Source organism: Stenotrophomonas sp. TWI377 (assembly GCF_039674525.1).
Lineage (GTDB): Bacteria > Pseudomonadota > Gammaproteobacteria > Xanthomonadales > Xanthomonadaceae > Stenotrophomonas.
In genome coordinates, this window is record NZ_JBDJNT010000009.1 from 95062 (window position 1) to 118154 (window position 23093).

At 67.3% G+C, this 23093-nt stretch carries 19 protein-coding genes and 1 pseudogene; 8 read left to right on the forward strand and 12 right to left on the reverse strand.

Translation table 11 applies throughout. From position 1 onward, the window contains the following. Positions 1 to 70 precede the first annotated feature (70 nt). Both ABE546_RS09745 and ABE546_RS09750 read right to left on the reverse strand, forming a co-directional pair. Positions 71 to 508: a YbaN family protein gene (locus ABE546_RS09745; RefSeq protein WP_346463497.1), complete on the reverse strand. Its 438-nt coding sequence runs from the start codon at positions 506 to 508 to the stop codon at positions 71 to 73. 122 nt (positions 509 to 630) lie between these two features. Further along, positions 631 to 2748, reverse strand: coding sequence for a S9 family peptidase (locus tag ABE546_RS09750; protein WP_346463498.1), 2118 nt, complete (start codon positions 2746 to 2748; stop codon positions 631 to 633). 111 nt (positions 2749 to 2859) lie between these two features. Here ABE546_RS09750 and ABE546_RS09755 point away from each other — a divergent pair, with 111 nt between their 5' ends. Continuing rightward, entirely contained in the window at positions 2860 to 4056 is a 1197-nt protein-coding gene (locus tag ABE546_RS09755) for a pyridoxal phosphate-dependent aminotransferase (protein ID WP_346463499.1), read from the forward strand. Positions 4057 to 4222: 166 nt separating this feature from the next. Here ABE546_RS09755 and ABE546_RS09760 read toward each other — a convergent pair whose 3' ends face one another. Together ABE546_RS09760 and ABE546_RS09765 are read right to left on the reverse strand one after the other, a co-directional pair. Further along, positions 4223 to 6319, reverse strand: a complete 2097-nt coding sequence (locus ABE546_RS09760; RefSeq protein WP_346463501.1) for a prolyl oligopeptidase family serine peptidase — start codon at positions 6317 to 6319, stop codon at positions 4223 to 4225. A 34-nt stretch (positions 6320 to 6353) separates the two neighbouring features. Further along, on the reverse strand, positions 6354 to 6680 hold the full coding sequence (locus ABE546_RS09765; protein ID WP_313212417.1) for a hypothetical protein: 327 nt from the start codon (positions 6678 to 6680) through the stop codon (positions 6354 to 6356). A gap of 203 nt (positions 6681 to 6883) precedes the next feature. On the opposite strand from ABE546_RS09765, the gene ABE546_RS09770 reads away from it, so the two are divergent. After that, entirely contained in the window at positions 6884 to 7495 is a 612-nt protein-coding gene (locus tag ABE546_RS09770) for a lipocalin family protein (RefSeq protein WP_088433799.1), read from the forward strand. Positions 7496 to 7569: 74 nt separating this feature from the next. On the opposite strand, the gene ABE546_RS09775 is transcribed toward ABE546_RS09770, so the two are convergent. The 3 genes from ABE546_RS09775 to ABE546_RS09785 all read right to left on the reverse strand — a co-directional run bounded on the left by ABE546_RS09775 (position 7570) and on the right by ABE546_RS09785 (position 10302). Beyond that, a complete protein-coding gene (locus tag ABE546_RS09775) occupies positions 7570 to 8259 on the reverse strand; it encodes a methionine ABC transporter permease (RefSeq protein ID WP_121039992.1) in 690 nt (229 codons plus the stop codon). Further along, positions 8256 to 9263, reverse strand: coding sequence for a methionine ABC transporter ATP-binding protein (locus tag ABE546_RS09780; RefSeq protein ID WP_313212412.1), 1008 nt, complete (start codon positions 9261 to 9263; stop codon positions 8256 to 8258). Before ABE546_RS09780 ends, ABE546_RS09775 begins: the two co-directional genes overlap by 4 nt. A 142-nt stretch (positions 9264 to 9405) precedes the next feature. After that, positions 9406 to 10302, reverse strand: a complete 897-nt coding sequence (locus ABE546_RS09785) for a DMT family transporter (RefSeq protein WP_313219553.1) — start codon at positions 10300 to 10302, stop codon at positions 9406 to 9408. A 78-nt stretch (positions 10303 to 10380) separates the two neighbouring features. On the opposite strand from ABE546_RS09785, the gene ABE546_RS09790 reads away from it, so the two are divergent. Next, a complete protein-coding gene (locus ABE546_RS09790; RefSeq protein ID WP_313212414.1) occupies positions 10381 to 10863 on the forward strand; it encodes a YajQ family cyclic di-GMP-binding protein in 483 nt (160 codons plus the stop codon). Positions 10864 to 11265: 402 nt separating this feature from the next. Here the strand turns inward: ABE546_RS09790 and ABE546_RS09795 are convergent, their stop codons facing one another. From ABE546_RS09795 to ABE546_RS09805, 3 genes are all read right to left on the reverse strand, one after another. Then, positions 11266 to 12366 carry a helix-turn-helix domain-containing protein gene (locus tag ABE546_RS09795; protein ID WP_346463503.1) on the reverse strand — a complete coding sequence of 367 codons (1101 nt, stop codon included), beginning with the start codon at positions 12364 to 12366 and terminating at the stop codon, positions 11266 to 11268. A gap of 88 nt (positions 12367 to 12454) precedes the next feature. Next, positions 12455 to 13582, reverse strand: a complete 1128-nt coding sequence (locus ABE546_RS09800) for an NAD(P)-dependent alcohol dehydrogenase (protein WP_346463505.1) — start codon at positions 13580 to 13582, stop codon at positions 12455 to 12457. Positions 13583 to 13596: 14 nt separating this feature from the next. Further along, a complete protein-coding gene (locus tag ABE546_RS09805; RefSeq protein ID WP_346463507.1) occupies positions 13597 to 15060 on the reverse strand; it encodes a benzaldehyde dehydrogenase in 1464 nt (487 codons plus the stop codon). A gap of 210 nt (positions 15061 to 15270) precedes the next feature. On the opposite strand from ABE546_RS09805, the gene ABE546_RS09810 reads away from it, so the two are divergent. Together ABE546_RS09810 and ABE546_RS09815 are read left to right on the forward strand one after the other, a co-directional pair. After that, positions 15271 to 15849, forward strand: a complete 579-nt coding sequence (locus tag ABE546_RS09810; protein WP_123730129.1) for a DUF1415 domain-containing protein — start codon at positions 15271 to 15273, stop codon at positions 15847 to 15849. Further along, positions 15840 to 16640: an SDR family oxidoreductase gene (locus tag ABE546_RS09815; protein WP_346463509.1), complete on the forward strand. Its 801-nt coding sequence runs from the start codon at positions 15840 to 15842 to the stop codon at positions 16638 to 16640. Before ABE546_RS09810 ends, ABE546_RS09815 begins: the two co-directional genes overlap by 10 nt. Before the next feature lie 127 nt (positions 16641 to 16767). Here the strand turns inward: ABE546_RS09815 and ABE546_RS09820 are convergent, their stop codons facing one another. Together ABE546_RS09820 and ABE546_RS09825 are read right to left on the reverse strand one after the other, a co-directional pair. Then, the gene (locus tag ABE546_RS09820) at positions 16768 to 18801 is read right to left on the reverse strand and encodes a M3 family metallopeptidase (RefSeq protein WP_346463510.1); all 2034 of its coding nucleotides are present in this window, start codon (positions 18799 to 18801) and stop codon (positions 16768 to 16770) included. A 118-nt stretch (positions 18802 to 18919) separates the two neighbouring features. Continuing rightward, on the reverse strand, positions 18920 to 20032 hold the full coding sequence (locus ABE546_RS09825) for a PLP-dependent cysteine synthase family protein (RefSeq protein WP_313213023.1): 1113 nt from the start codon (positions 20030 to 20032) through the stop codon (positions 18920 to 18922). A 111-nt stretch (positions 20033 to 20143) separates the two neighbouring features. Here ABE546_RS09825 and gloA point away from each other — a divergent pair. From gloA to ABE546_RS09840, 3 genes and pseudogenes are all read left to right on the forward strand, one after another. Then, positions 20144 to 20668 (forward strand): annotated as a pseudogene (gloA, locus tag ABE546_RS09830) (lactoylglutathione lyase); the annotation flags it as partial. 596 nt (positions 20669 to 21264) lie between these two features. Then, entirely contained in the window at positions 21265 to 21699 is a 435-nt protein-coding gene (locus tag ABE546_RS09835; protein WP_319211429.1) for a VOC family protein, read from the forward strand. A 74-nt stretch (positions 21700 to 21773) separates the two neighbouring features. Next, positions 21774 to 23093 (forward strand): putative DNA modification/repair radical SAM protein, encoded by a 1320-nt coding sequence (locus ABE546_RS09840; RefSeq protein WP_313213027.1) that lies wholly within the window; start codon positions 21774 to 21776, stop codon positions 23091 to 23093.

The window sequence follows — 23093 nt, forward strand, 5'->3', positions numbered from 1 at the left end:
TGGTCGTGCCGGCCGCTGGCCGGCTCCCCGCACATCCTGACGGCTCATGGGTGCCGGCCAGCGGCCGGCACTACCGGGGTCGGTGTGCATCCCCAGGCGGCAGCGGCCGGGTCCACAGCCACAGCGCCACGCAGGCCATGCTGCCGATGGAGAGCCACTTCACCCAGGCGATCGGCACGCACCACAGCATGATGCCCGCGCACACCGCCATGGTCAGGGTCGCCATCCATTTGCCGCGGCGGCTGACCGCGCCATGCGCCTGCCAGTTGCGGATCGCCGGGCCGAACTGCGGGTGCGCCAGCAGGCGGTTGTGCAGGCGCTCGGACCCGCGCGAGGCGGCCCAGGCCGAGATCAGGATGAACACGGTGGTGGGCAGGCCCGGCACGAAAATGCCCACGACGCCGGTGCCCAGGCTGACATAGGCCAGCAGCCACCACGCCCAGCGAAAACGCACCCGTCGCCGGACAGCCGGCGCTTCGGAAACCACAGGGCGTTCGGGCCGGGACATGGTGCCAGCATAGCGACCCGGACGGGCCGCCGCATGGCGGCCTCACTGCATTGGCCGACGACACGAGGTCGTCGGTCAACGGAAATCGCCGGCCAACCGAGGTGACCGGCCGCCGGCCGGCATTACCGGGAAGTGGTCACGCCGAGCTGGTCGAGCACGAACGCATACGACTCGGCCAGCTCGTGGTAACGCTGGAAGCGGCCGGATTTGCCGCCGTGGCCGGCTTCCATGTTGGTACGGAATACGATCGGGAAGTGGCCGGTGTTGTCATCGCGCAGCTTGGCCACCCACTTGGCCGGCTCCCAGTACTGCACCTGCGAATCCCACAGGCCGGTGCCGACGAACAGGGCCGGGTACGCCTGCCTGCTGACGTTGTCGTAGGGCGAGTACGTGAGCATGTAGTCGTAATACTCGCGCTGCTCCGGGTTGCCCCACTCGTCATACTCGTTGGTGGTCAGCGGGATGCTGGCGTCGAGCATGGTGGTGACCACATCGACGAACGGCACCTGGGCGACCATCACGCGATAGTCCTGCGGCGCCTGGTTGGCCACCGCGCCCATCAGCAGACCACCGGCGCTGCCACCGGAGGCGGCGACGCGATCCTTGGCGGCATAGCCCTGGCGGACCAGCTCGCGGGTGACATCGACGAAATCGTTGAACGTGTTCTGCTTCTTGAGCAGCTTGCCGTCCTCATACCACGCACGGCCCATTTCCTGGCCGCCGCGGATGTGGGCGATGGCATACACCACGCCGCGATCGAGCAGGCTGACCACGGTCTGGTTGAAGCCCGGATCCATCGACATGCCGTAGCTGCCGTAGGCGTACTGGTACAGCGCGCCGGTGCCGTCCTTCTTGAAACCGTTGCGGTAGACCAGCGACACCGGCACCTTGACGCCATCGCGGGCCGTCACCCACACGCGCTCGGTGGTGTACTGCGACGGGTCATAGCCGATCACCGGCTGCTGCTTGAGCTGGCGGCGTTCACCGGTGACGGTATTGAGCTCGTAGGTGGTGGTCGGCGTGGTCAGCGAGGTGTAGGCGTAACGCAGCCACGGGGTGTCATGCTCGCTGTTGGCGGCCAACCCCATCGAGTAGGCGGGCTCATCCGCCTTGACGTAATCCTGGCGGCCATCCGGGAACAGCAGGCGCACGCGTTCCAGGCCATTGGAGCGCTCGGCGATCGCGGTGAAGCCGTCGAACAGTTCGAAGCCTTCGATCAGCACGGCGTCATCGTGCGCGACCCAGTCTTTCCATTGGCTGCGCGCGGTGGCATCGCTGGGCGCGGTGACGATCTTGAAGTTCTTCGCGTCCGCCGCGTTGGTGCGGATCACCCAACGGCCATTGAAGTGGTCGGCGTCGTATTCCACATCGCGCGCACGCGGCGCCAGTACCTTGAACGCCTGCGGGTCGGCAGCCGGGGCGTAGCGCGTTTCCGAGCTCACCGTGCTGTGCAGCTCGATGGTCAGGAAACGATCATCGCGGGTGCGGCCCACGCCCATGTAGAAGCTGTCGTCCTTCTCTTCATACACGAGCACGTCGCTGCTGGCCGGGGTGCCCAGCACGTGCTTCTTGACGCGCACGGTGAGCAGGGTTTCCGGATCATTCTCGACATAGAACAGGGTGCGGTTGTCATCGGCCCAGACCACATTGGGCGAGACGTTCTCGATGCGATCCGGCAGCACCTCACCGGTGCGCAGGTCCTTGAAGCGGATCACGTACTGGCGGCGGCCGACGTCGTCTTCGGCCCAGGCCAGCAGGTGGTTGTCCTGGCTGACATCGGCATCGCCCACGTTGAAGTAGCCCTTGCCCTCGGCCATCGTGTTGATGTCGAGCAGGATTTCTTCCGGCGCCTCCATGCTGCCATTGCGGCGCGCCTGGATCGGGTAGTCCTTGCCGGTTTCGAAGCGGGTGTAATACCAGTAACCGCGGTCACGCGAGGGCACGCTGGCATCGTCCTGCTTGATGCGGGCGACGATCTCCTTGTACAGGGTGTCTTCCAGCGGCTTGAGCGGGGCCACCACCTGGTCGGTGTAGGCGTTCTCCGCATTCAGGTAGGCCAGCATCTTCGTGTTTTCGCGCTTGTCGTCGCGCAGCCAGTAGTAATCGTCGCTGCGGGTCGCGCCAAAGGGAGCCTTCACCGTGTGCGGGTGCTTCTCGGCGTCGGGCGGGGTCAGCGCGGGGGCGGCGTGCACGTTGGAGGTCATGAGGCTGGCAACCAGTAAACAAAGGGCGGGTTTCACGAGATAAGGCTCCTGGCGGGGGAATGCAATGGCGTCCGTGTCCGTGCAGTCTGTGCTGGCGGGTGGGCCAGCAGCAAGCCTGTCGTTGGTCACTGCGCCTATCATCAGGCCATGGATACTTCCCGCACGCCCCCGACCGGCACCGGCTACAGCCGCCGCAGCCAGGACATCGAACCCTTCCACGTGATGTCGCTACTGGCCCGCGCGCAGGCGCTGGAGCAGGCTGGCCACGATGTGATCCACCTGGAGATCGGCGAGCCGGACTTCACCACCGCCGCTCCGATCGTGCGCGCCGGCCAGGCCGCGCTGGCGGCCGGCCACACGCGCTACACCGCGGCCCGCGGCCTGCCCGCGCTGCGCGAGGCGATTGCAGGCTTCTACCAGGATCGCTACCAGGTGCAGATCGATCCGGAGCGCATCCTGGTGACCCCGGGCGGCTCAGGTGCCTTGTTGCTGGCCAGCAGCCTGCTGGTGGACCCGGGCAAGCATTGGTTGCTGGCCGATCCGGGCTATCCGTGCAACCGGCACTTCCTGCGGCTGGTGGAAGGCGCCGCGCAGCTGGTGCCGGTCGGCCCGGAGACGGCCTACCAGCTGACGCCGGACCTGGTGGCACGGCAGTGGAACGCCGACAGTGTTGGTGCGCTGGTCGCCTCCCCGGCCAACCCGACCGGCACCGTGCTCTCGGCGGCGCAGCTGGCAGCGCTGTCGCAGTCGTTGAAGGCGCGCGGCGGGCACCTGGTGGTGGATGAGATCTACCACGGCCTTACCTACGGCATGGACGCGGCCAGCGTGCTGCAGGTGGATGACGAAGCCTTCGTGCTCAACAGCTTCTCGAAGTACTACGGGATGACCGGCTGGCGCCTGGGCTGGCTGGTGGCGCCGCCGCAGGCGGTGCGTGAGCTGGAAAAGCTCGCACAGAATCTGTACATCAGCGCCTCGAGCATCGCCCAGCATGCGGCGCTGGCCTGTTTCGAGCCGGAATCGATCGCGATCTTCGAGCAGCGTCGTGCGGCGTTCCGCGAGCGTCGCGATTACCTGCTGCCGGCACTGCGCGCGCTCGGTTTCCGCATCGAAGTGGAACCGGAAGGCGCGTTCTATCTGTACGCCGACGTGAGTGCGTTCACCGATGATGCCCAGGCGTTCTGTGCGCATTTCCTGGAGACCGAGCATGTGGCGTTCACGCCGGGCCTGGACTTCGGGCACCACCGTGCGAACGAGCATGTGCGCCTGGCCTACACGCAGGACGTGCCGCGCCTGGAAGACGCGGTGCGCCGGATCGCGCGTGGGCTGGAGACATGGGTGCGCTGAGCCGCCCATAAAAAAAACGCCACGCATCGCTGCGTGGCGCTCAAAATGGGGTGGAGCCAACCTGACGCCCCACCACCCGGAGTCTACGCCAGGGGGCTACAACGTCCGCGGCAGGCTCACTCCCTGCCGGCTGCTCGACCGCCCCTGGCCGTCGAGCACCCCGAGCTTACTTGGAGAGCTGCTCCCACAGGAAGCTGTAGGCCAACGCCGACATATGCGCGGCCTGCGCGTTGTTCGCCGCGCCGCCGTGACCGCCTTCGATGTTCTCGTAGTAGGTCACGTCCTTGCCGGCGTCGATCATCTTGGCCGCCATCTTGCGGGCATGGGCCGGATGCACACGGTCATCGCGGGTGGAGGTGGTGAACAGCACCGGCGGGTAGGTCTTGCTGGCGTCGAACAGGTGGTACGGCGAGAAGGTCTTGATGAATTCCCAATCGGCCGTATCCGGATTGCCGTATTCGGCCATCCACGACGCGCCGGCCAACAGGTGGCTGTAACGCTTCATGTCCAGCAGCGGCACCTGCACCACCACCGCCCCGAACAGCTCCGGGTACTGGGTGAGCATGTTGCCGGTAAGCAGACCACCGTTGCTGCCGCCCTGCACGCCCAGGTGCCTGGCCGAGGTGATCTTGCGGCTCACCAGGTCGCGGGCGACCGCGGCCATGTCTTCATAGGCCTTGTGGCGGTTCTGCTTCAGCGCCGCCTGGTGCCAGCGCGGGCCGTACTCGCCACCGCCACGGATGTTGGCGACCACGTATACACCGCCCTTCTCCAGCCACGCGCGGCCCATGCCGCCCGAGTACGACGGGGTCAGCGAGATCTCGAAGCCACCGTAGCCGTACAGCAGGGTCGGGTTGGAGCCATCCAGCTTCATGTCTTTGCGGTGCACCACGAAGTACGGCACCCGGGTGCCATCCTTGCTGGTGGCGAAGTGCTGCTCGATCACCTTGCCATCGGCGTTGAAGAACGTCGGCATGGTCTTGAGCACCTCAGGCTGCTTGCCGATCTCGGCAATGGCCAGGGTGGTCGGGGTCAGGTAATCGGTGACGGTCATCCACACCGCATCGCTGTCATCGGCATCGACCGCACTGACGGCCACGGTGCCGAACGACGGCGCGCCGGTGAAGGCCGTCGTCTTCCAGCCGCCGTCGCCCGGCGTCAGCACGCTCAGGCGGCTTTTGACGTCGTCCAGCACGTTCAGGACCAGGTGGTTCTTCGTCCAGCTGGTGCCGGCCAGCGAGGTGGTGTCGGTCGGCGCGAACAGCACGTCGAAATCACGCTTGCCGGCGAGGTAATCGTCCAGCTTGGTGGCCAGCAGCGAACCGGCGGCGTAGGTCTTGCCGCCCACGGTCCACGGCTCACGCAGCTCCAGGGTCAGCCACTGTTTGCGCAGGCCCTTCTCGGCCGAGTTCGGCGCATCGATCTTGGTCAGCGTGCCATCATCGGCGCGCAGGAAGATTTCGTTGTTGTAGAAGGCCAGCGTGCGGCTGACCAGGTTGCGCTCGTAACCGGGGGTATCGTCGTGCATGGCCGCGATGTACATGTCATCGGGCTTGCCCTCGTACACCATCGAAGCCGAGGCCATCGGGGTGCCGCGCTTCCACAGCTTGGCCACGCGCGGATACCCGGAGGTGGTCATCGTGCCGGTGCCGAAATCGGTGTAGACGAACACCGTGTCGCGGTCGATCCAGTTCAGGCCACCCTTGGATTCGGGGCGGAAGAAGCCGTCCTTGATCCAGGTCTTGTTGGCCAGGTCGAACTCGCGGGTGACATCGGCATCGGCGCCGCCGCGCGACAGCGCGATCAGGCAGCGCGAGTAATCCGGGCGCAGGCAGTCAGCGCCGTGCCACACCCAGTTCTCGCCCTCGGCCTTGTTCAGTGCATCCAGATCCAGCACGGTTTCCCACTGCGGCGAGGCCTTGCGGTACTCGGCCAGCGTGGTGCGGCGCCACAGGCCGCGCTCGTGCTGCTTGTCCTTCCAGAAGTTGTAGTAGTAGTCACCGATTTTCTGCACGCCGGGAATCTTGGCATCGGAATCGAGCACCTCGCGGATGCTGGTCTCCATCTGCTTGAACGCCGGCGTCGCAGCCAGACGGCCTTCGGACTTGGCGTTCTGTTCCTTGACCCACGCCAGCGGCTTGTCGCCGGTGACGTCTTCAAGCCAGGCGTACGGGTCCGCGGGGGCGTCAGCGGCCATGGCGGTTCCCGCCGCACCGGCGGAGATCAGACCTGCCACCAGGCAGGCGGAAGCGAATCGTGACATTGCAGCTCCAGGCGTTCATAGCCTTGGGACGCTATCACACCGGCTGGCCGCGGCTCACGTGTCGAAGGTCAGGTCGCGCCGGACGCGCCAACGGGCGCCGCCGGCGCCGGGCCTGCGGCCCGCGGCGGCGGCGGGCGGTGCGGTTGAGCAGGCCGGCCAGCGGCAGGCGGAAGCGAAGCAGGCTCCACCAGGCCATCAGCGGCATGCCGATCAGCCACATCGGCAGCCAGCCGATCCACTCGCTATGCCCCCGCGCGGCGGGCCAGACCAGGACCAGGGCCACCCCGGCAAGGACGGCCTGCCTGACGCAACGCAGCACGCGGGGATCGGGACGGTCGGACGAACGCGGGGAAGACGACAGGGTCATGACACAGCTCCGTGCGAAAGTGATGCGTCACCTTGCCGCGCCGCCATCTCAAGGGCTGCGACCTTGTACGGGGAGGCGACAGGAGGGATGTCCGGCGAGCGGTTGCATGAATCGGTCACGCAACCGCTGCGCCGCCATTGACGTTCTCCGCTGTCCCACCCACCATGCCCCTGCCAGCCACTGGAGCCACCTGCCGCATGTCTTCGAACCGCCCGCTTCGCGCTGTCCTGTTGGTCTCCTCGCTGGCATTGCTGTCAGCCTGTGCGTTCCGCCATGAGACCAAACCGGAACCCGCGCCGACCCCGGTCGCGGTCGACAGCGCCAATGCGCCGATCGACCTGCAGCGGTTCATGGGCACCTGGTATGTGATCGGCCGCGTGCCGAACCCGATCGAGCGTGGCCATGTCGCCAGCGTCAATCAGTTCCGCCTGCGCGGCGACCAGAAAGTGTCCATCACCTACCGCTACCGCGATGGCTTCTCCGAGCCGCAGCAGGAACTGACCGTCCGCGCCTCGGTGGACGAGAAGAGCGGCAACCACAACTGGCGCACCTGGTTCTACAAGATCGTGCCGACCCACACCCGTGTGCTGGAAGTCGCGCCGGATTATTCATGGGCGATGCTGGGCTACCCGGGCCGCGAGATGGCCTGGATCTTCGCGCGCCAGCCGGACATGGACAAAGAGCTCTACAAGGAGCTCGCCACCCGCCTGCGTGACGATTACGGGGTCAATACCGACAAGCTCAAGCGCGTGCCGCAGCACCCCGAGCAGGTGGACCGGCTGGGCTTTGAAGTGCCGAACGTCCGGTAAGCGTGGCGTACCGACCAACGGTCGGTACCTACCGGTCATTTTGGGCGTACCGACCAACGGTCGGTACCTACCGGTTATTTCCGGCTGTAGTGCGAGACCAGGCGGTCGCCGATCATCTGCAGGATCTGCACCAGCACCAGCAGCAGCACCACGGTGACCAGGGCCACGTCGGTGTGCGAGCGCTGGTAGCCATCGCGGAAGGCCAGGTCGCCCAGGCCGCCCGAGCCGATCGCGCCGCCCATCGCGGTGAAGCCGATCAGCGCGATCACGGTGACCGTGGCGCCGGCGATCAGGCCCGGCCGCGCTTCGGGCAGCAGCACCCGGGTGACCAGCTGCCAGGTGGTGGCGCCCATCGCCTGGGTCGCTTCGATCACGCCACGGTCCACTTCGCGCAGCGCGGTTTCGACCAGGCGCGCATAGAACGGCGCCGCACCGATCACCAGCGGCACGATCGCACCGCGCACGCCCAGCGAGGTACCCATCATCCACAGCGTGAGCGGGATCAGCACGATCATCAGGATGATGAAGGGCACCGAGCGCAGCAGGTTCACCAGCAGCGCGAGCGCGCCATACAGCACCGGCTTGCGGTGCAGCTGCGGCGAGCCGGTCAGGAACAACAGCACGCCCAGCGGCAGGCCGATCAGCAGCGTCAGCGGCAGTGAGCCGCCGAGCATCAGCAGGGTATCCAGCGTGGCCTGGCCGATATCGGCCCATTTGCCGGCGTCGAGATGGCGGAAGAACCCGCCTGCGGTGGCCAGGATCATCGGCGCAGCTCCTCAAGGTGGACACCGGCGGCAACGAACCCCGCCTGCGCGGCCTGCACGTCGCCGCCGACCAGCGACACGGTCAACTGGCCATACGGGGTGTCCTTGATCCGGTCGATACGGCCGGACAGGATGTTGTAGTCCACGCCGGTCTCGCGCGCGATGCGCCCCAGCAGCGGTTCGTAGGTGTCGGCGCCGAGGAAGGTCAGGCGCACGATGCGCCCGGCGACCGCCTCGAAATCCTTGTGCAGCTCGCCCTCGTCCACCTGCTCCGATTCGCTCACGAAGCGGCGCGTGGTCGGGTGCTGCGGGTGCAGGAACACCTCGGTGACCGGGCCGGTTTCCACCAGGTGGCCGGCATCGAGCACGGCAACGCGGTCGCAGACCCGGCGGATCACGTCCATCTCGTGGGTGATCAGCACGATGGTCAGGCCCAGCTCGCGGTTGATCTTGCCCAGCAGCTTCAGCACCGAAGCGGTGGTCTGCGGGTCCAGCGCGCTGGTGGCTTCATCGCACAGCAGGATCTGCGGGCGGGTCGCCAGGGCGCGGGCGATGCCCACGCGCTGCTTCTGGCCGCCGGACAGCTGCGCCGGGTATTTGTGGGCGTGCGCTTCCAGGCCGACGGTATGCAGCAGTTCGTCCACGCGCGCGTCGATCTCCGCGCGCGGGGTCCCGGCCAGCTCCAGCGGGAAGGCGACGTTGGCGGCCACGGTGCGCGACGAGAGCAGGTTGAAGTGCTGGAAGATCATGCCGATCTTCCGGCGCAGCACGCGCAGGCCTTCGGCATCGAGCGCGGTGACATCCTCGCCATTGATCAGGAGCCGGCCGCCGGTCGGCTCCTCGAGCCGGTTGATCAGCCGGATCAGGGTCGATTTGCCCGCGCCGGAATGGCCGATGATGCCGAACACTTCGCCGGCCTCGATGGTCAGGTCCAGCGGCTGCAGCGCGGCAATCGCGCGGCCGCCGACGGCATAGGATTTGTGCAGGCGCTGGAACTCGATCACTTCGCGGTCAACCGGGCATCGACGGGAGGGGGCGTGCAGCCTACCAGCGCGGGGCGGCCCTGGCCCGTGCGGTTGCGCGGAATGATATTCCGTTTGGTTCTAAGAGACCGTGATCCGGCCGGCCAGGGGGGGCCGGCCGGGCTCAGGGGTGGTCCAGCGGCCGGGGCGGCTGGACCCGGCGCACCCGCTCACGGTGCAGCAGGTACAGGCCCGAGGCGACGATGATCGCCGCGCCCAGCCAGGTCACCTGGTCGGGCAGCACGCCCCAGAACAGCAGGTCCCAGCCGATCACCCAGACCAGCCCGGTGTACTCCAGCGGCGCGATCATCGAGGCCTCCCCCAGCTGGAAAGCACGGGTCAGGGCGACCTGCCCCCCTGCCCCGGCCAGGCCCATGCCGGCGATCAGCGCGGCATGGCCCAGTTGCAGCGGCTGCCAGTCCGGGATCGCCAGCAGGCCGGCGCCGACAGCCATGATCACCAGGAACCACACCACCATCGACTGCGGGGTGTCGGTGCGGGTCAGCATGCTGACCGTGATCGCGGCCAGCGCATAGGCGGTGGCGGCCAGCAGCACCATCAGGCCCGGGAAGGAAATGATCCCGCCGACCCCGGGGCGCAGCACGACCAGTACCCCGACCAGGCCGATGCCGATGGCGATCCAGCGGCGCGGGCCCACGTGCTCGCCGAGCAGCGGCACCGAGAGCGCGGCGATCAGCAGCGGGGCGACGAAGTAGATGGTGTAGGCGGTGGACAGTGGCAGGCTGCGCAGGGCATAGACGAAGCAGCCGATCATCACCATGCCGAGCACGCCGCGCAGCAGGTGCAGGACCCATCGCCTGGGCACCAGCGAGCGCGGGCCGGCGGTGGCCAGCACCCAGACCAGTACGAACGGCAGCGAGGCCGCACCGCGCAGGAAGGTGACCTGCAGGGTGGGATAGCTGGCCGACAGCTGCTTCATGCCGGCATCCATCAGCGAAAAGCAGGCGACGGCCATCAGCATCCAGGCGACGGCGCGGGTGGGGGATTTCTGCGTGTTCATGGCCCATTATCGCCGGCTTGGCCGGCCCGTCCATGGTGGCTTGATAGAATGGGGACATTCACCCGCTGGAGTTTGCCCATGCCCTCTTTTGACGTTGTTTCCGAAGTCGACACCCACGAGCTGACCAACGCGGTCGACCAGGCCAACCGCGAGCTGTCCACGCGTTTCGATTTCAAGGGGGTGGACGCCAAGTACGTGCTGGAAGACAGCGTGATCAGCCAGTCCGCGCCGAGCGATTTCCAGCTGCAGCAGATGACGGACATCCTGCGTCAGCGGTTGACGGCACGGAAGATCGATGCGGCGTGCCTGGAGTTCGGTGATATCGAAACCAATCTGGCCGGTGCACGGCAGAAGATCACCGTGAAGCAGGGGATCGAGCAGAAGGTGGCCAAGAAGATCGCGGCGACGATCAAGGAGGCCAAGTTGAAGGTGGACAGCCAGATCAACGGCGACAAGCTGCGGGTGACGGGCAAGAAGCGCGATGATCTGCAGGATGCGATGGCGCTGTTGCGGAAGGAGACGTTCGAGGTGCCCCTGCAGTTCGATAATTTCCGCGATTGATCTTGGCCGGACGGCTGTAGCGAGGAACGCCAGCGAAGGGCGCCTGTGTTTGTTGCTGATGGGCTTTCGTTGTTTTGGGCGCTGGCAGCTCATCGCTAAAGGCTGGCGATTCACTGGCGAGGGCTGCGGCGGGTAGGGCCAGGCCTTGCCCGGACCCGCCGTGAACCCATCCATGGGGGCTCATGTCGCGGCATCCATGCCGCTCATTGTCCAGGCAAGGCCCGGCCCTACCCGCCGCCCGACGCTTCCTCGGCGGATGGGCGAGCAAAGCGGTAGTGCCGGCCGCTGGCCGGCAATCAGGCGATGTCCCCTCGGTAGTGCCGGCCGCTGGCCGGCAACCTCGTTGCAAAGGATCGAAGAGAAGCCCTTCCGCGCGCGGCGTATGCCGCCGGATGCTGCTCGTTACGCGCGAATCAGCTTGTACAGCGTGGTGCGTGAGATACCGAGCTGGCGTGCGGCGGCGCTGACATTGCCTTGATGCGCGGCCACGGCGTCGCGTACGTGCTGTGTGGTGTGTGTGCGCAGCGATGCAGGTGCAGCGTTGGCGCGCGGCACATCGAGCTTCACGCTGGCATGCGGTGCGAGGGGTCCGCGCAGGTACTGCACGTGCACGGCGGTGTCGTCATCCAGGCGGACGCGGTGGGCGGGGCCGCTCTGCAGCAGGCGGCGGCGCTGGTGGGTACTGGCGCCGGCGAACAGGCCGTCCAGGGTGAGAACGGGCAAGTGGCCGCGACGCGGCAGTCCGAACAGGCGGCGGGCGACGCGGTTGGCGGCACGCACCTGGCCGTCTTCTTCGATGGCCAGCAGGCCCTGCAGGGGCGAGTGCAGCCATCGGGTGTCGTGTTGCACCGCCAGCAGGTGGCAGGGGCGGTGGTCCTGCATGAGGCGGTTCTCGGCCGACAGCGCGGCCTGGCGGAAGTAGCCGTGCAACAGCTCGGCATCGCGCTCGCCAGTGCCGGTGATGTCCAGTGCACCCAGCACTTCGCCATCCAGCCCATGCAGCGGCACGCTCAGGCAGAACACGGTGGCGAAGCGGTCGAGATAGTGCTCATTGCCGCGCACCAGGGCGGGCGCGTCTTCCGCCAGGCTGCAGGCCGGTGCGGTGGTGCCGATGTCGATTTCGCGCAGGCGGCGACCGATCTGGATCGGACGCAGTACCGGGACGTCGGCCAGGCCATGTTCGCGCTGGGCGATGACCAGGCCGTCGGCGTTGACGCAGAACAGGGTCCACTGGCGGCCGCCGAAGGCGGCCCAGAGGTGGTCCATGTCCTCGCGCACACAGCGTGCGAGGCGGCGGTCGGCAGGGTCGTCGAGGCGCGTGGCCGCAGCGGCAAGGGGCGCGTAGTACGGCTCCTGCCGCGGCTGTACGCCGGCCTGGCGCGAGCGCTCCCAGGAGCGCTGCACCGGCGGGCTGACCACGCTGTCCATCAGCGCGCCGCCCTCGGCGAAGCGCTGACGGGCGGCGGCCAATACCTGCTGCTGTTCCAGAACCATCGCGGCCATCGGTCGATCTCCACCTCGGACCGACAGCCTACTCCCGCAAAGCTGACTGGTACGTCGTCGCAGGCATGCAGGCCTGCGACGGACCGTTTCACCCGCCGATGGTCAGGATCGGCTTGAGGGTGACACCGCGGGTGCTGTCCTCGGCGGCCTGGTTGATCTGGTCCAGCGGGTAGAACTTGACCAGCTTGTCGAACGGGAAGCGGCCCTGCTGGTACAGCTGCACCAGCTGCGGAATGAACACCTTGGGCACGCTGTCGCCTTCGACAATGCCGCGGATGCTGCGTCCGCCGAGCAGCAGGTTGTTGACGTCGAACTCGGCCTTGGTGCCCAGCTTCGGCGCGCCGACCACGCCAATCATCCCCAACCCGCCGAGGGCCTCGATGCCCTGCGCCAGCACCTGCGGACGACCGGTGGATTCCAGTGCGAAGTTCGCGCCGCCGCCGGTGATCCCGCGCACCGCTTCCACCACATCGACCTCGCGGCTGTTGATCACGTGCGTGGCCCCCAGCTCCTTGGCCAGTTCCAGCCGCGACGGCACCACATCGATGGCGATGATGGTGGTCGCACCTGCCACGCGTGCGGCCATCACCGCGCTCAGCCCGACCGCGCCGGCACCGAAGCTGGCGAAGCTGCTGCCGGCGGTCACCTTGAGCGAGTTGATCACCGCACCGGCACCGGTCTGGATGCCGCAGCCAAGCGGGCCGAGCAGTTCGATCGGCGCATCCTCGGGCACCTTGATCGCGTTGTTTTCGCGGCTCAGTGCGTAGGTGGCGAACGAGGACTGCGCGAAGAAGTGATCGTGCAGCGGGGTGCCGTCCGGATCCTGGATCGCGGTGGAGCCGTCCAGCGCACCGCCACCGAAGTTCAGGCCGAAGAAGTCCTTGCAGTAGGCGCCGTGGCCGCCGCTGCAGGGATTGCAGTGGCCGCAGGCGCCGTAGGTCAACACGACATGGTCCCCGACCTTGAGGTCCTTCACGCCCGGGCCGAGCGCTTCGACGATGCCCGCGCCTTCATGGCCGAGCACGGCCGGCAGCGGCACGGGGTAGTACTGGTCACGCACGATCAGGTCGGTATGGCACAGGCCGGTGGCGACCACGCGGACCAGCACTTCATCGTCCTGCGGGCCACGAATGCGCGCCTTCTCGATGGTGAAGGGCTGTTCTTTTTCGCGCACCACGGCCACGGTGATGTCGCGCAGTTCTGCTGTTGCGGTCATGAGAATCTCCTGGATCAGATCGGGTACGCGGGCGCTTCGCCCTTGACGGTCATCCACTGCCACTGGGTGAACTCGTCGATGTTGGACGGGCCACCGATGCTGGTGCCGTTGCCGGAGGCGCCCACGCCACCGAACGGATTGATCACCTCATCGTTCACCGTCTGGTCGTTGATGTGCAGCAGGCCGGTGCGCAGCCGTTCGCCCAGCTTCAGCGCGCGGCCCACGTTGCTGGATACGATCGCCATCGACAGGCCGTATTCGCTGTCGTTGGCCAGCTCCACCGCCTCATCATCGGTATCGAACGGCACCACTACCGCGACCGGTGCGAAGATCTCTTCGTGGAAGGCCGGGTTGTCGCGGCTCACATCGCTGAGCACGGTCGGCTCGAAGAACAGATCCTGGTAGCCACCACCGGTCGCCAGGGTCGCGCCCGCGGCTTGTGCCTCGGCGACGATGCGCGCGGCGTGGTCACGCTGCTGGGCATTGATCAACGGCCCGATCGCCACCTCGCCGTCGGCCGGATTGCCGACCTTGAGCGATTTCGCCTTGGCCACCAGCTTTTCCAGGAAGCGCGCATGGATGCTGCGCTGGACCAGCACGCGGCCGGTGGCCATGCAGATCTGGCCCTGGTGCAGGTAGACGCCCCACGCCGTATTGGCGATGGCCAGATCCATGTCCGCATCGTCGAGCACGATCAGCGAGTTCTTGCCGCCCAGTTCCAGCGACACCTTCTTCAGGTGTTTGCCCGCCGCTTCACCGACCTTGCGCCCGGCACCGGTGGAGCCGGTGAACTGGATCATCGCGATGTTCGGGTCGCTGGTCAGCGCCGCACCGGCCGCGCCATCACCGGGCAGCACGTGCAGCAGGCCGGCCGGCAGCCCAGCCAGTTCGAACAGGCGTGCGATCACGAAGCCACCGCACACGGCGGTGCGCGGATCGGGCTTGAGCACCACCGCATTGCCCAGCGCCAGTGCCGGGGCGACTGCGCGCATGGCCAGATACAGCGGGAAGTTGAACGGCGCGATCACGCCGACCACGCCGAGCGGTCGGCGGCGCGCCAGATTCAGACGGCCCGGTTCGGACGGCAGCACTTCACCGATGCTGCGCGAGGGCAGTGCCGCCGCTTCATGCAACGCCTTGGTGTTCACCTTGGCCTCAAAGCCGGCCTTGAGCTGGGTGGAGCCACTTTCGCGGACCAGCCACTGCACGATCTCGTCGTTGTGCTCTTCGGCCAGCTGCGCGGCACGGCGCAGGACCTGCGCGCGGGTGTCATACGGGGCGCTGGCCCAGTCGCGCTGCGCCTTGGCGGCGGTGGCGGCGGCGCGCGAGATCTGCGCCGGGTCGGCCATCGCGATCTCGCCCAGGCGTTCGCCGGTGGCCGGTTCGACCACATCCTGGGTGCCGGCACCCGGGCTCCACTGACCCTCGAACAGCATGCCGGACCACGTGGCCGTCGGCAGGAATGCGTGTGTTGCCATCTCTGATAACTCCTTGCGTCGTGTACCCGGCCATTGGATACCTGCGGCGGACCACTGCCTATTGGCCGTTGGCCCGATCACTGCAAGTGATTGCCGGATAAGGGTTTATCAGCATGGCCGGTGTCCAGTTAATGGACAGTGGAGCCGATCACCCGCCCGCTTCACCGCCGCGCCGTACAATCAACAGCCCAGCCAGCGACACCGCCCGCCATGAACGATGCTTCCCTCACTGCCACCCACGACCCCATTGCCGAGACCCGGAAATGGCTGGAGCAGATCGTCATCGGCCTGAACCTGTGCCCGTTCGCCAAAGCGGTGTACGTGAAGGATCAGGTGCGGTTCGTGCTCAGCGATGCGACCACCCCGGAAGCCCTGGTGGAGGAACTGGCCGAAGAGCTGATCCTGCTGCGCGATACGCCGGCCGAACAGATCGACACCACGTTGATCGTGCATCCGGACGTGCTGACCGATTTCCTGGATTACAACGATTTCCTCGACAACGCCGATGCGGCGATCGAAGCACTGGATCTGCAGGGTATCCTCCAGGTGGCCAGCTTCCATCCGCAGTACCAGTTCGCCGGCGCGGCGCCGGATGACGTGAGCAACTACACCAACCGTGCGCCCTACCCGACCCTGCACCTGCTGCGCGAAGACAGCGTCGAGCGGGCGGTCGCCGCGTTCCCGGATCCGGATGTGATCGTGGAGCGCAACATCGAAACGCTGGACAAGCTCGGCATTGAAGGCTGGACGCGCCTGCTGGGCCGCAACGACATGCCGCCGTGCCACTGACACCGTCCATCCTCGACTGGCCGGCACAGCCGCTGCGCGATCGCGTGGTGGTGATCACCGGCGGTGCGCAGGGGGTGGGCCGTGGCATCGCGCAGGCGGTGCTCGGCGCCGGCGGCAGCGTGATGATTGCCGACCTGGATGCCGATGCCGGCAAGGCCTGTTTGACCGAATGGGCGCTGCCGGAGCGCGCGGCGTTCCAGCGCGCGGATGTGGCCAGCGAGCGCAGTGTGCAGGCGCTGATGAAGGCGACGATGAAGCGCTTTGGCCGCATGGATGGCCTGGTCAACAATGCCGGCATCGCCAGTGCCCATGGCACGCCGTTGGCGGAGATGCCGCTGGCCGAGTGGCAACGCCGCCTCTCCAGCCTGCATGGCGCCTTCCTGTGCAGCAAACACGCCCTGCCCGCCCTGCGCGAACACGCCGGGGCCATCCTCAACATCGCCTCGACGCGTGCCTGGCAGTCCGAACCGGACAGTGAGGCCTATGCCGCGGCCAAGGGCGGGCTGGTCGCCTTCACCCATGCACTCGCGTTGAGCGAAGGGCCGGCGGTGCGGGTCAACAGCATCAGCCCCGGCTGGATCACCACCGATGCCTGGCAGGCACCGTCACGCCGGCGCATGCCCAAGCTCTCGCGCCGCGATCAGGCGCAGCATCCGGTCGGCCGGGTTGGCCAGCCGCCGGACATCGGCGCGCTGGCGGTTTTCCTGCTCTCGGACCTGGCCGGTTTCATCACCGGCCAGGACCACATCGTCGACGGCGGCATGACCCGCAAGATGATCTACGCCGAATGAGCCGCGTCCGGTCCGATCACGCTGCCGGGTAGTGCCGGCCGCTGGCCGGCGCCTCACGTTGCATGACACTCCGCCCCTGGCGGCAGGATGCAGAGCCGGCCAGCGGCCGGCACTACCGTAACCGGGGTCACACCATCCCGTTGTGTCGCAGCAGGGCGTCCACGGTCGGCGCGCGGCCACGGAACGCGGCGAAGTTCTCTGCCGCACTCCGGCTGCCGCCGCGCGACAACACTTCATCGCGGAACCGCTGACCGGTTTCGGTCACCTTGTCCGGCGCTTCCTCGAACGCGGCATAGGCATCGGCGCTGAGCACTTCAGCCCACTTGTAGCTGTAGTAGCCCGCCGCATAGCCACCGGCAAAAATGTGGCTGAACTGATTGGGGAAGCGATTCCAGGCCGGCGGCCGGTTGACCGCCACCTCATCGCGCACGCGCTCCAGCAGGGCCTGCACGCTGTCCTGGGTCGGGTCGAAATCGCTGTGCAGCTGCATGTCGAACAGGGCGAACTCCAGCTGGCGCACGGTGAACATGCCGCTCTGGAAATTGCGTGCCGCCAGCATGCGGTCAAACAGCGCACGCGGCAGCGGCTCGCCTGTGGTTACGTGTGCGGTCATCGCCTGCACGCGCTCCCATTCCCAGCAGAAGTTCTCCATGAACTGGCTTGGCAGTTCCACCGCGTCCCACTCCACGCCGTTGATGCCGGCCACGCCAAGCTCGCCGATGCGGGTCAGCAACTGATGCAGCCCATGCCCCATTTCATGGAACAGCGTGGTCACATCGCTATGGCTGAAGGTCGCCGGCTGCCCCGCGGCGCCCTTGCCGAAGTTGCAGACCAGGTACACCAGCGGCGTCTGCACACCGGCAGCGGTCTCGCGGCGGTTGCGGCAATCGTCCATCCACGCGCCACCGCGCTTGCCTTCGCGCGCGTACAGGTCCAGATAGAACTGACCCACCAGCGCGCCCTGCGCATCGACCACCCGGAAGAAGCGCACGTCCGGGTGCCACACCGGCGCGCTGTCCGGCTGCACCTCCAGCCCGTACAGGCTGCGGATCACGCTGAACAGGCCGTCCAACACCTTCGGCTCGGTGAAGTACTGCTTCACGTCCTGCTCGGAATAGCTGTAGCGCGCCTGCTTCAGCTTCTCCGCCGCGAAGGCCAGGTCCCACGCGTCCAGCGCGGTCAGGCCCAGTTCGTCGCGCGCGAAGGCCTCCAGCTCGGCACGGTCGCGCTGTGCATACGGTTTGGCACGCGCGGCCAGATCGCGCAGGAAGCCCAGCACCTGCGGCGCATCTTCGGCCATCTTGGTGGCGATCGAATACTCGGCGTAGTTGGCGAAGCCCAGCAGCGCCGCCAGCTCCGCACGCAGGGCCAACACGCGATCGATGTTGCCGCTGTTGTCCAGCGCGGCATCGCCGAATTCGGAGGCGCGGACCGCGTTGGCGCGATACAGCGCCTCACGCAGCGGGCGATGCTCGGCGTAGGTCTGCACCGGGATATAGCACGGCATCTGCAGCGTCAGCTTCCAGCCGTTCAGGCCATCCTTCTCTGCGGCCGTGCGGGCAGCGGCGATCACATCGTCCGGCAGGCCAGCCAGTTCGGCGCGGTCTTCCACATGCAGCGACCAGGCATCGGTCGCATCGAGCACATTCTGCGAGAACGTCGCCGAGAGCGCGGACAGTTCTTCGCGGATCGCGCGGTAGCGCGCCTTGCCGGCGTCATCGAGTTCAGCACCGCCCAGGCGGAAATCACGCAGGGCGTTCTCCAGCACCTTGCGGCGAGCCGGAGCGTACTGCGCCGCTTCCGGCGCGGCGGCCAGGGCACGGTACTGCTGGTAAAGCGCCAGGTTCTGGCCCAGTGCGCTGCCGAAGCGCGTCACCTTGGGCAGGTTGGCGTTGTAGGCCTCGCGCAGTGCCGGGGTATTCACCACAGCCTGCAGGTGGCCCACCTGCCCCCACGCACGCCACAGGCGCTCGGTGGCGTCATCCAGCGGATCGGCGAAGGTCGCCCAGGTCAGCGGGGTGACGGTCTCGGCGGTCGTTACCGCCGCCTCGGCCTCGGCCAGCAGGGCATCGATCGCCGGGGCGATGTGCTCAGGCTGGATCGCATCGAAACGCGGCAGGCCGGAAAAATCGAGCAGGGGGTTGGTGGGGGTCACAGGCATCTCCAGACAACGGGGCCGCTGCAGCGGCATCACCCCACGATATGGCATTGCCCCCCGCCCCGCACAAGGCCCCGGCGTGCGCCGATGGGCGAGGTTCACGCCGCGCCTGCTGCCCCGCTCAGTACAGCGCTTCCAGCGAGACGCAGGGCAGCACCGGCAACCCCTGCCCCGCCACCGCCGCGGCAAGCTGGGCATCGGCGCCCTCCACGTCGATGCCCTGCTTCGGGTACCACTCCGGGTTGTAATAGCTGTGGGCGTAGCGCTCGCCGCTGTCGCACAGGATGGTCACGATCGAGCCGCTGCGGCCGGCATCGCGCATCAGCTGCGCGGCCTGCAGCACGCCGATGAAATTGGTGCCGGTGGAGCCGCCCACGCGGCGGCCCAGCTGGCGGCTGACGTGGCGCATCGCGGCCAGGCTCAGCGCGTCGGGCACCTTGACCATCGCATCGACACTGGTCGGGATGAAGCTGGATTCCACCCGCGGCCGGCCGATGCCTTCCACGCGCGAGCCACCGCTGCAGGTCAGCTCGCGCCAAGGCTGCCCGGCCAGCGCCGCGCAGTAGCCGTCGTAGAACACCGACACTTCCGGGTCCGCACACAGGATGCGCGTGTCATGCCGGCGGTAGCTCACGTAGCGGCCCAGCGTGGCTGCGGTGCCACCGGTGCCCGGGCTGCACACGATCCACTCCGGCACCGGGTGCGGCTCCTCGGCCATCTGCTTGAAGATCGATTCGGCGATGTTGTTGTTGGCACGCCAGTCGGTGGCGCGCTCGGCGTAGGTGAACTGGTCCATGAAGTGGCCGCCGGTTTCGCGGGCCAGCGCTTCCGAATCGCAGTTGAGGTCGCACGCGCGTTCCACCAGATGGCAGCGGCCGCCGTGGAACTCGATCGCCGCGATCTTCTCGGGGGAGGTAGTGGCCGGCATCACGGCGATGAACGGCAGGCCCAGCAGCCGGGCGAAATACGCCTCGGATACGGCCGTGGAGCCGCTGGACGCCTCGATCACCGGGCGCCCTTCACGCAGCCAGCCGTTGGTCAGCGCGTACAGGAACAGCGACCGGGCCAGACGATGCTTCAGGCTGCCGGTGGGATGGCTGGATTCGTCCTTGAAATACAGGTCGATGCCCTCGAACCCGGGCAGGTCCATCGGAATCAGGTGGGTATCGGCCGATCGGTTGAAGTCGGCTTCGATCTTGCGGATGGCGGCGGCCACCCATTCACGCTGGGACATGGATGAACACTGCGCAGGGAGACGCCCCATTCTACCCGCCACCCCATCCAGCCGGGACCGCTAAAATGGCCCGTCCGCCGCGCCGATGCGGCCCCCGCCCCAGGATCCCCCATGAGCCTTGCCGCCTTCCAGAACCAACCGGGTGTCGCCGCCCAGGTGCCCGCTGACACCACCGGCTTCGTGTTCAACCACACCATGCTGCGCGTCAAGGACGCCACCGCTTCGCTGGATTTCTACACCCGCGTGCTCGGCTTCCAGCTGATCGATCTGCGCCACTTCCCCGACGCCGACTTCAGCCTGTACTTCCTGGCCCTGCTGCCGGCCGGCACGCAGATTCCCGAAGGTGACGATGCCCGCCGCGTCTGGATGGCCGGGATTCCGGGCGTGCTGGAGCTGACGCACAACCACGGCACCGAAGCCCAGGACGGCCCGGTCTATCACAACGGCAATGCCGACCCGCGCGGCTTCGGCCATATCTGCGTGTCGGTGCCGGACATCCAGGCCGCCTGCAAGCGCTTCGATGCGCTGCAGGTGCCCTACCAGAAGCGCCTGGAAGACGGCCGCATGAAGCACCTGGCCTTCATCAAGGATCCGGATGGCTACTGGGTGGAGATCATCTCCAACACGCCGATCGCCTGTTCCCCGCCGCGCCGCGACGCGCCGGCCCTTCCCGGCGGGACGCGGCGGCTACGGCTGGACCTGGAACTCGAAGGCCGCATGGAACGGCGCCTTGGGTGGTACGAACAACGTTTTCCCGGCAAATCCTGCGTCCACGCAGCGCGCGACCGCCTCATCGCCTTCGCGCCAGGTCCGCACTACCCTGCCCTGCGCATCCAGTTGCAGCACCACCGTGAACGCGGCGAGCGTCTCCGGCGCGGGGGTCGGCAGGCAATGCGTAAAGCTGGCACCTCCGACCCGGCTCATGCTGTCCACCATTTCTGTGTAGGCCGCCGGCGCCAGACTGGCTTCATCGCGCTGCGCCAACGCACGCACCTGTTCATAACCCACGTCGCCGGCGAGCGCCTGCGCCATCATCACCATCCACAGCATCGTGCCTCCTCCGCCTGCGCGTTCATGACGTCAGCGCGCAGCGTAGGTCAGCGCGCGGGCCGGCGGAAGGGCCGTGGCCGACAGACCGCTGCGCTCAGTCAGCAAGATCGACATCGCCGCGATGCGTCGCGCTGCGTCCGGTGATATATCTGCGCCCCGTCCCACCACCCAACGGAGCCGGTATGGAAACGATGGAACTGCACCGCGGCCGCCTGATCGATCACCTGCAGCTGGTGGTCAGGGATCTCGCCGCCAGCCGCCGCTTTTACCAGGCCGTGTTCGACACGATCGGCATTCCGATCGCCGGCGAAGGCGACACCTACTTCTGGGCCGACGAACTGTTCATCTCCACGCCGGACAGCGACGCGGCGCTGGGCCAGCTCACCGGTCGCCACCACCTCGCCTTCCAGGCGCGCGACCGCGCCACGGTCGAGGCCTTCCACCAGGCGGCGCTGGCCAACGGTGGGAAGGACAACGGCGCCCCGGGCGAGCGCCCTTACCACCCGGGCTATTACGCGGCGTTCGCGCTGGATCCGGATGGCAACAACATCGAAGTGGTGTTCCATGGGCCGGCTACCTACAGCGCGGACTCGGTGAAAGTGACCTTCGAAGGCTGAGTCGGAACCTGAATTCTTCAGGGACTATCTGATGCGTCTCACTGGATGAGATCGTGCCTCGGTACGGTCTTTCCATGGAGACGATCCGCAAACTGGCCATCCTTGCCGATGCCGCGAAGTACGACGCGTCCTGCGCCTCCAGTGGCGCGGGCAAGCGCGATTCGCGTGCATCCGGCGGCATCGGCAGTACCGAGGGGATGGGAATCTGCCACAGCTACACGCCCGATGGCCGGTGCGTGTCGCTGCTCAAGATCCTGCTGACCAACTTCTGCATCTACGACTGCGCGTACTGCGTCAACCGCGTCTCCAGCAACGTGCAGCGGGCACGCTTCAGCGTGGAGGAAGTGGTCGCGCTGACGATGGATTTCTACAAGCGCAACTACATCGAAGGCCTGTTTCTCTCCAGCGGCATCATCCGCAATGCCGACTACACCATGGAGCAGATGGTGGAGATCGCGCGCGTGCTGCGCGAAGAACGCCGGTTCAGCGGCTACATCCACCTCAAGACCATTCCGGAAGCCTCCCCGGAACTGCTTGCGCTTGCCGGTCGCCATGCCGATCGGCTGTCGATCAACATCGAGCTGCCCACCGAGGCAGGGCTGGCCAGCTTCGCGCCAGAGAAATCCCTGCCGTCGATCCGCGGCGCGATGGGCGAGCTGCGCTGGCGCATCGAGGAAGCCAAGGAAGCGCGCACGTCACATCCGGACCCTGACGCGCCATCATCCTCGGCAGCCGCCGCAGCGCCCCCCGCGCCGGCCTTGCGCGGCCGCCGGGCCCGCGCGCCCCGCTTCGCGCCGGCCGGGCAGAGCACCCAGATGATCGTCGGCGCCGACGGTGCCAGCGACAACCAGATCCTCAGCGCGGCCGACAATCTGTACGGCAACTATCGGATGCGCCGCGTCTATTACTCCGCCTTCAGCCCCATTCCCGATGCGAGCAAGGCGCTGCCCCTGCAGGCACCGCCACTGGCACGCGAGCACCGCCTCTACCAGGCGGACTGGCTGCTGCGCTTCTACGGGTACGGCGTGGAGGAAATCACCGATGCCACCCAGGGCGGCATGCTGGACCTGGACATCGACCCGAAAATGGCCTGGGCGATCCGCCACCCCGAGCGCTTCCCGGTCGATCTCAACATCGCGCCCAAGGAGCTGCTGCTACGCGTGCCCGGGCTCGGCGTGCGCAACGTCAAGCGCGTACTGATGGCGCGGCGGCATGGACGCCTGCGCGTGGCCGATGTGGCCCGCCTGCGTGCGCCGATGAGCAAGCTGCTGCCGTTCGTGCAGCTGGCCGACCATCATCCGCGGCGTGCACTGGATGACCCGGCGGCACTACGTGCCCGACTGGCACCACCGCCGCGACAGGGTGCGTTGTTCCCCGACACGGCCGCCCACTGA

Bases quoted from the DNA above. Each gene is read 5' to 3' on its own strand.
- ABE546_RS09790 (WP_313212414.1), top strand. From the start codon at position 10,381: ATGCCCTCTTTTGACGTTGTTTCCGAAGTCGACACCCACGAGCTGACC.
- ABE546_RS09760 (WP_346463501.1), bottom strand. From the start codon at position 6,319: ATGTCACGATTCGCTTCCGCCTGCCTGGTGGCAGGTCTGATCTCCGCC.
- ABE546_RS09755 (WP_346463499.1), top strand. From the start codon at position 2,860: ATGGATACTTCCCGCACGCCCCCGACCGGCACCGGCTACAGCCGCCGC.
- ABE546_RS09805 (WP_346463507.1), bottom strand. From the start codon at position 15,060: ATGGCAACACACGCATTCCTGCCGACGGCCACGTGGTCCGGCATGCTG.
- ABE546_RS09775 (WP_121039992.1), bottom strand. From the start codon at position 8,259: ATGATCCTGGCCACCGCAGGCGGGTTCTTCCGCCATCTCGACGCCGGC.
- ABE546_RS09820 (WP_346463510.1), bottom strand. From the start codon at position 18,801: ATGCCTGTGACCCCCACCAACCCCCTGCTCGATTTTTCCGGCCTGCCG.
- ABE546_RS09745 (WP_346463497.1), bottom strand. From the start codon at position 508: ATGTCCCGGCCCGAACGCCCTGTGGTTTCCGAAGCGCCGGCTGTCCGG.
- ABE546_RS09770 (WP_088433799.1), top strand. From the start codon at position 6,884: ATGTCTTCGAACCGCCCGCTTCGCGCTGTCCTGTTGGTCTCCTCGCTG.
- ABE546_RS09835 (WP_319211429.1), top strand. From the start codon at position 21,265: ATGGAAACGATGGAACTGCACCGCGGCCGCCTGATCGATCACCTGCAG.
- ABE546_RS09825 (WP_313213023.1), bottom strand. From the start codon at position 20,032: ATGTCCCAGCGTGAATGGGTGGCCGCCGCCATCCGCAAGATCGAAGCC.
- ABE546_RS09840 (WP_313213027.1), top strand. From the start codon at position 21,774: ATGGAGACGATCCGCAAACTGGCCATCCTTGCCGATGCCGCGAAGTAC.
- ABE546_RS09785 (WP_313219553.1), bottom strand. From the start codon at position 10,302: ATGAACACGCAGAAATCCCCCACCCGCGCCGTCGCCTGGATGCTGATG.
- ABE546_RS09800 (WP_346463505.1), bottom strand. From the start codon at position 13,582: ATGACCGCAACAGCAGAACTGCGCGACATCACCGTGGCCGTGGTGCGC.
- ABE546_RS09795 (WP_346463503.1), bottom strand. From the start codon at position 12,366: ATGGCCGCGATGGTTCTGGAACAGCAGCAGGTATTGGCCGCCGCCCGT.
- ABE546_RS09810 (WP_123730129.1), top strand. From the start codon at position 15,271: ATGAACGATGCTTCCCTCACTGCCACCCACGACCCCATTGCCGAGACC.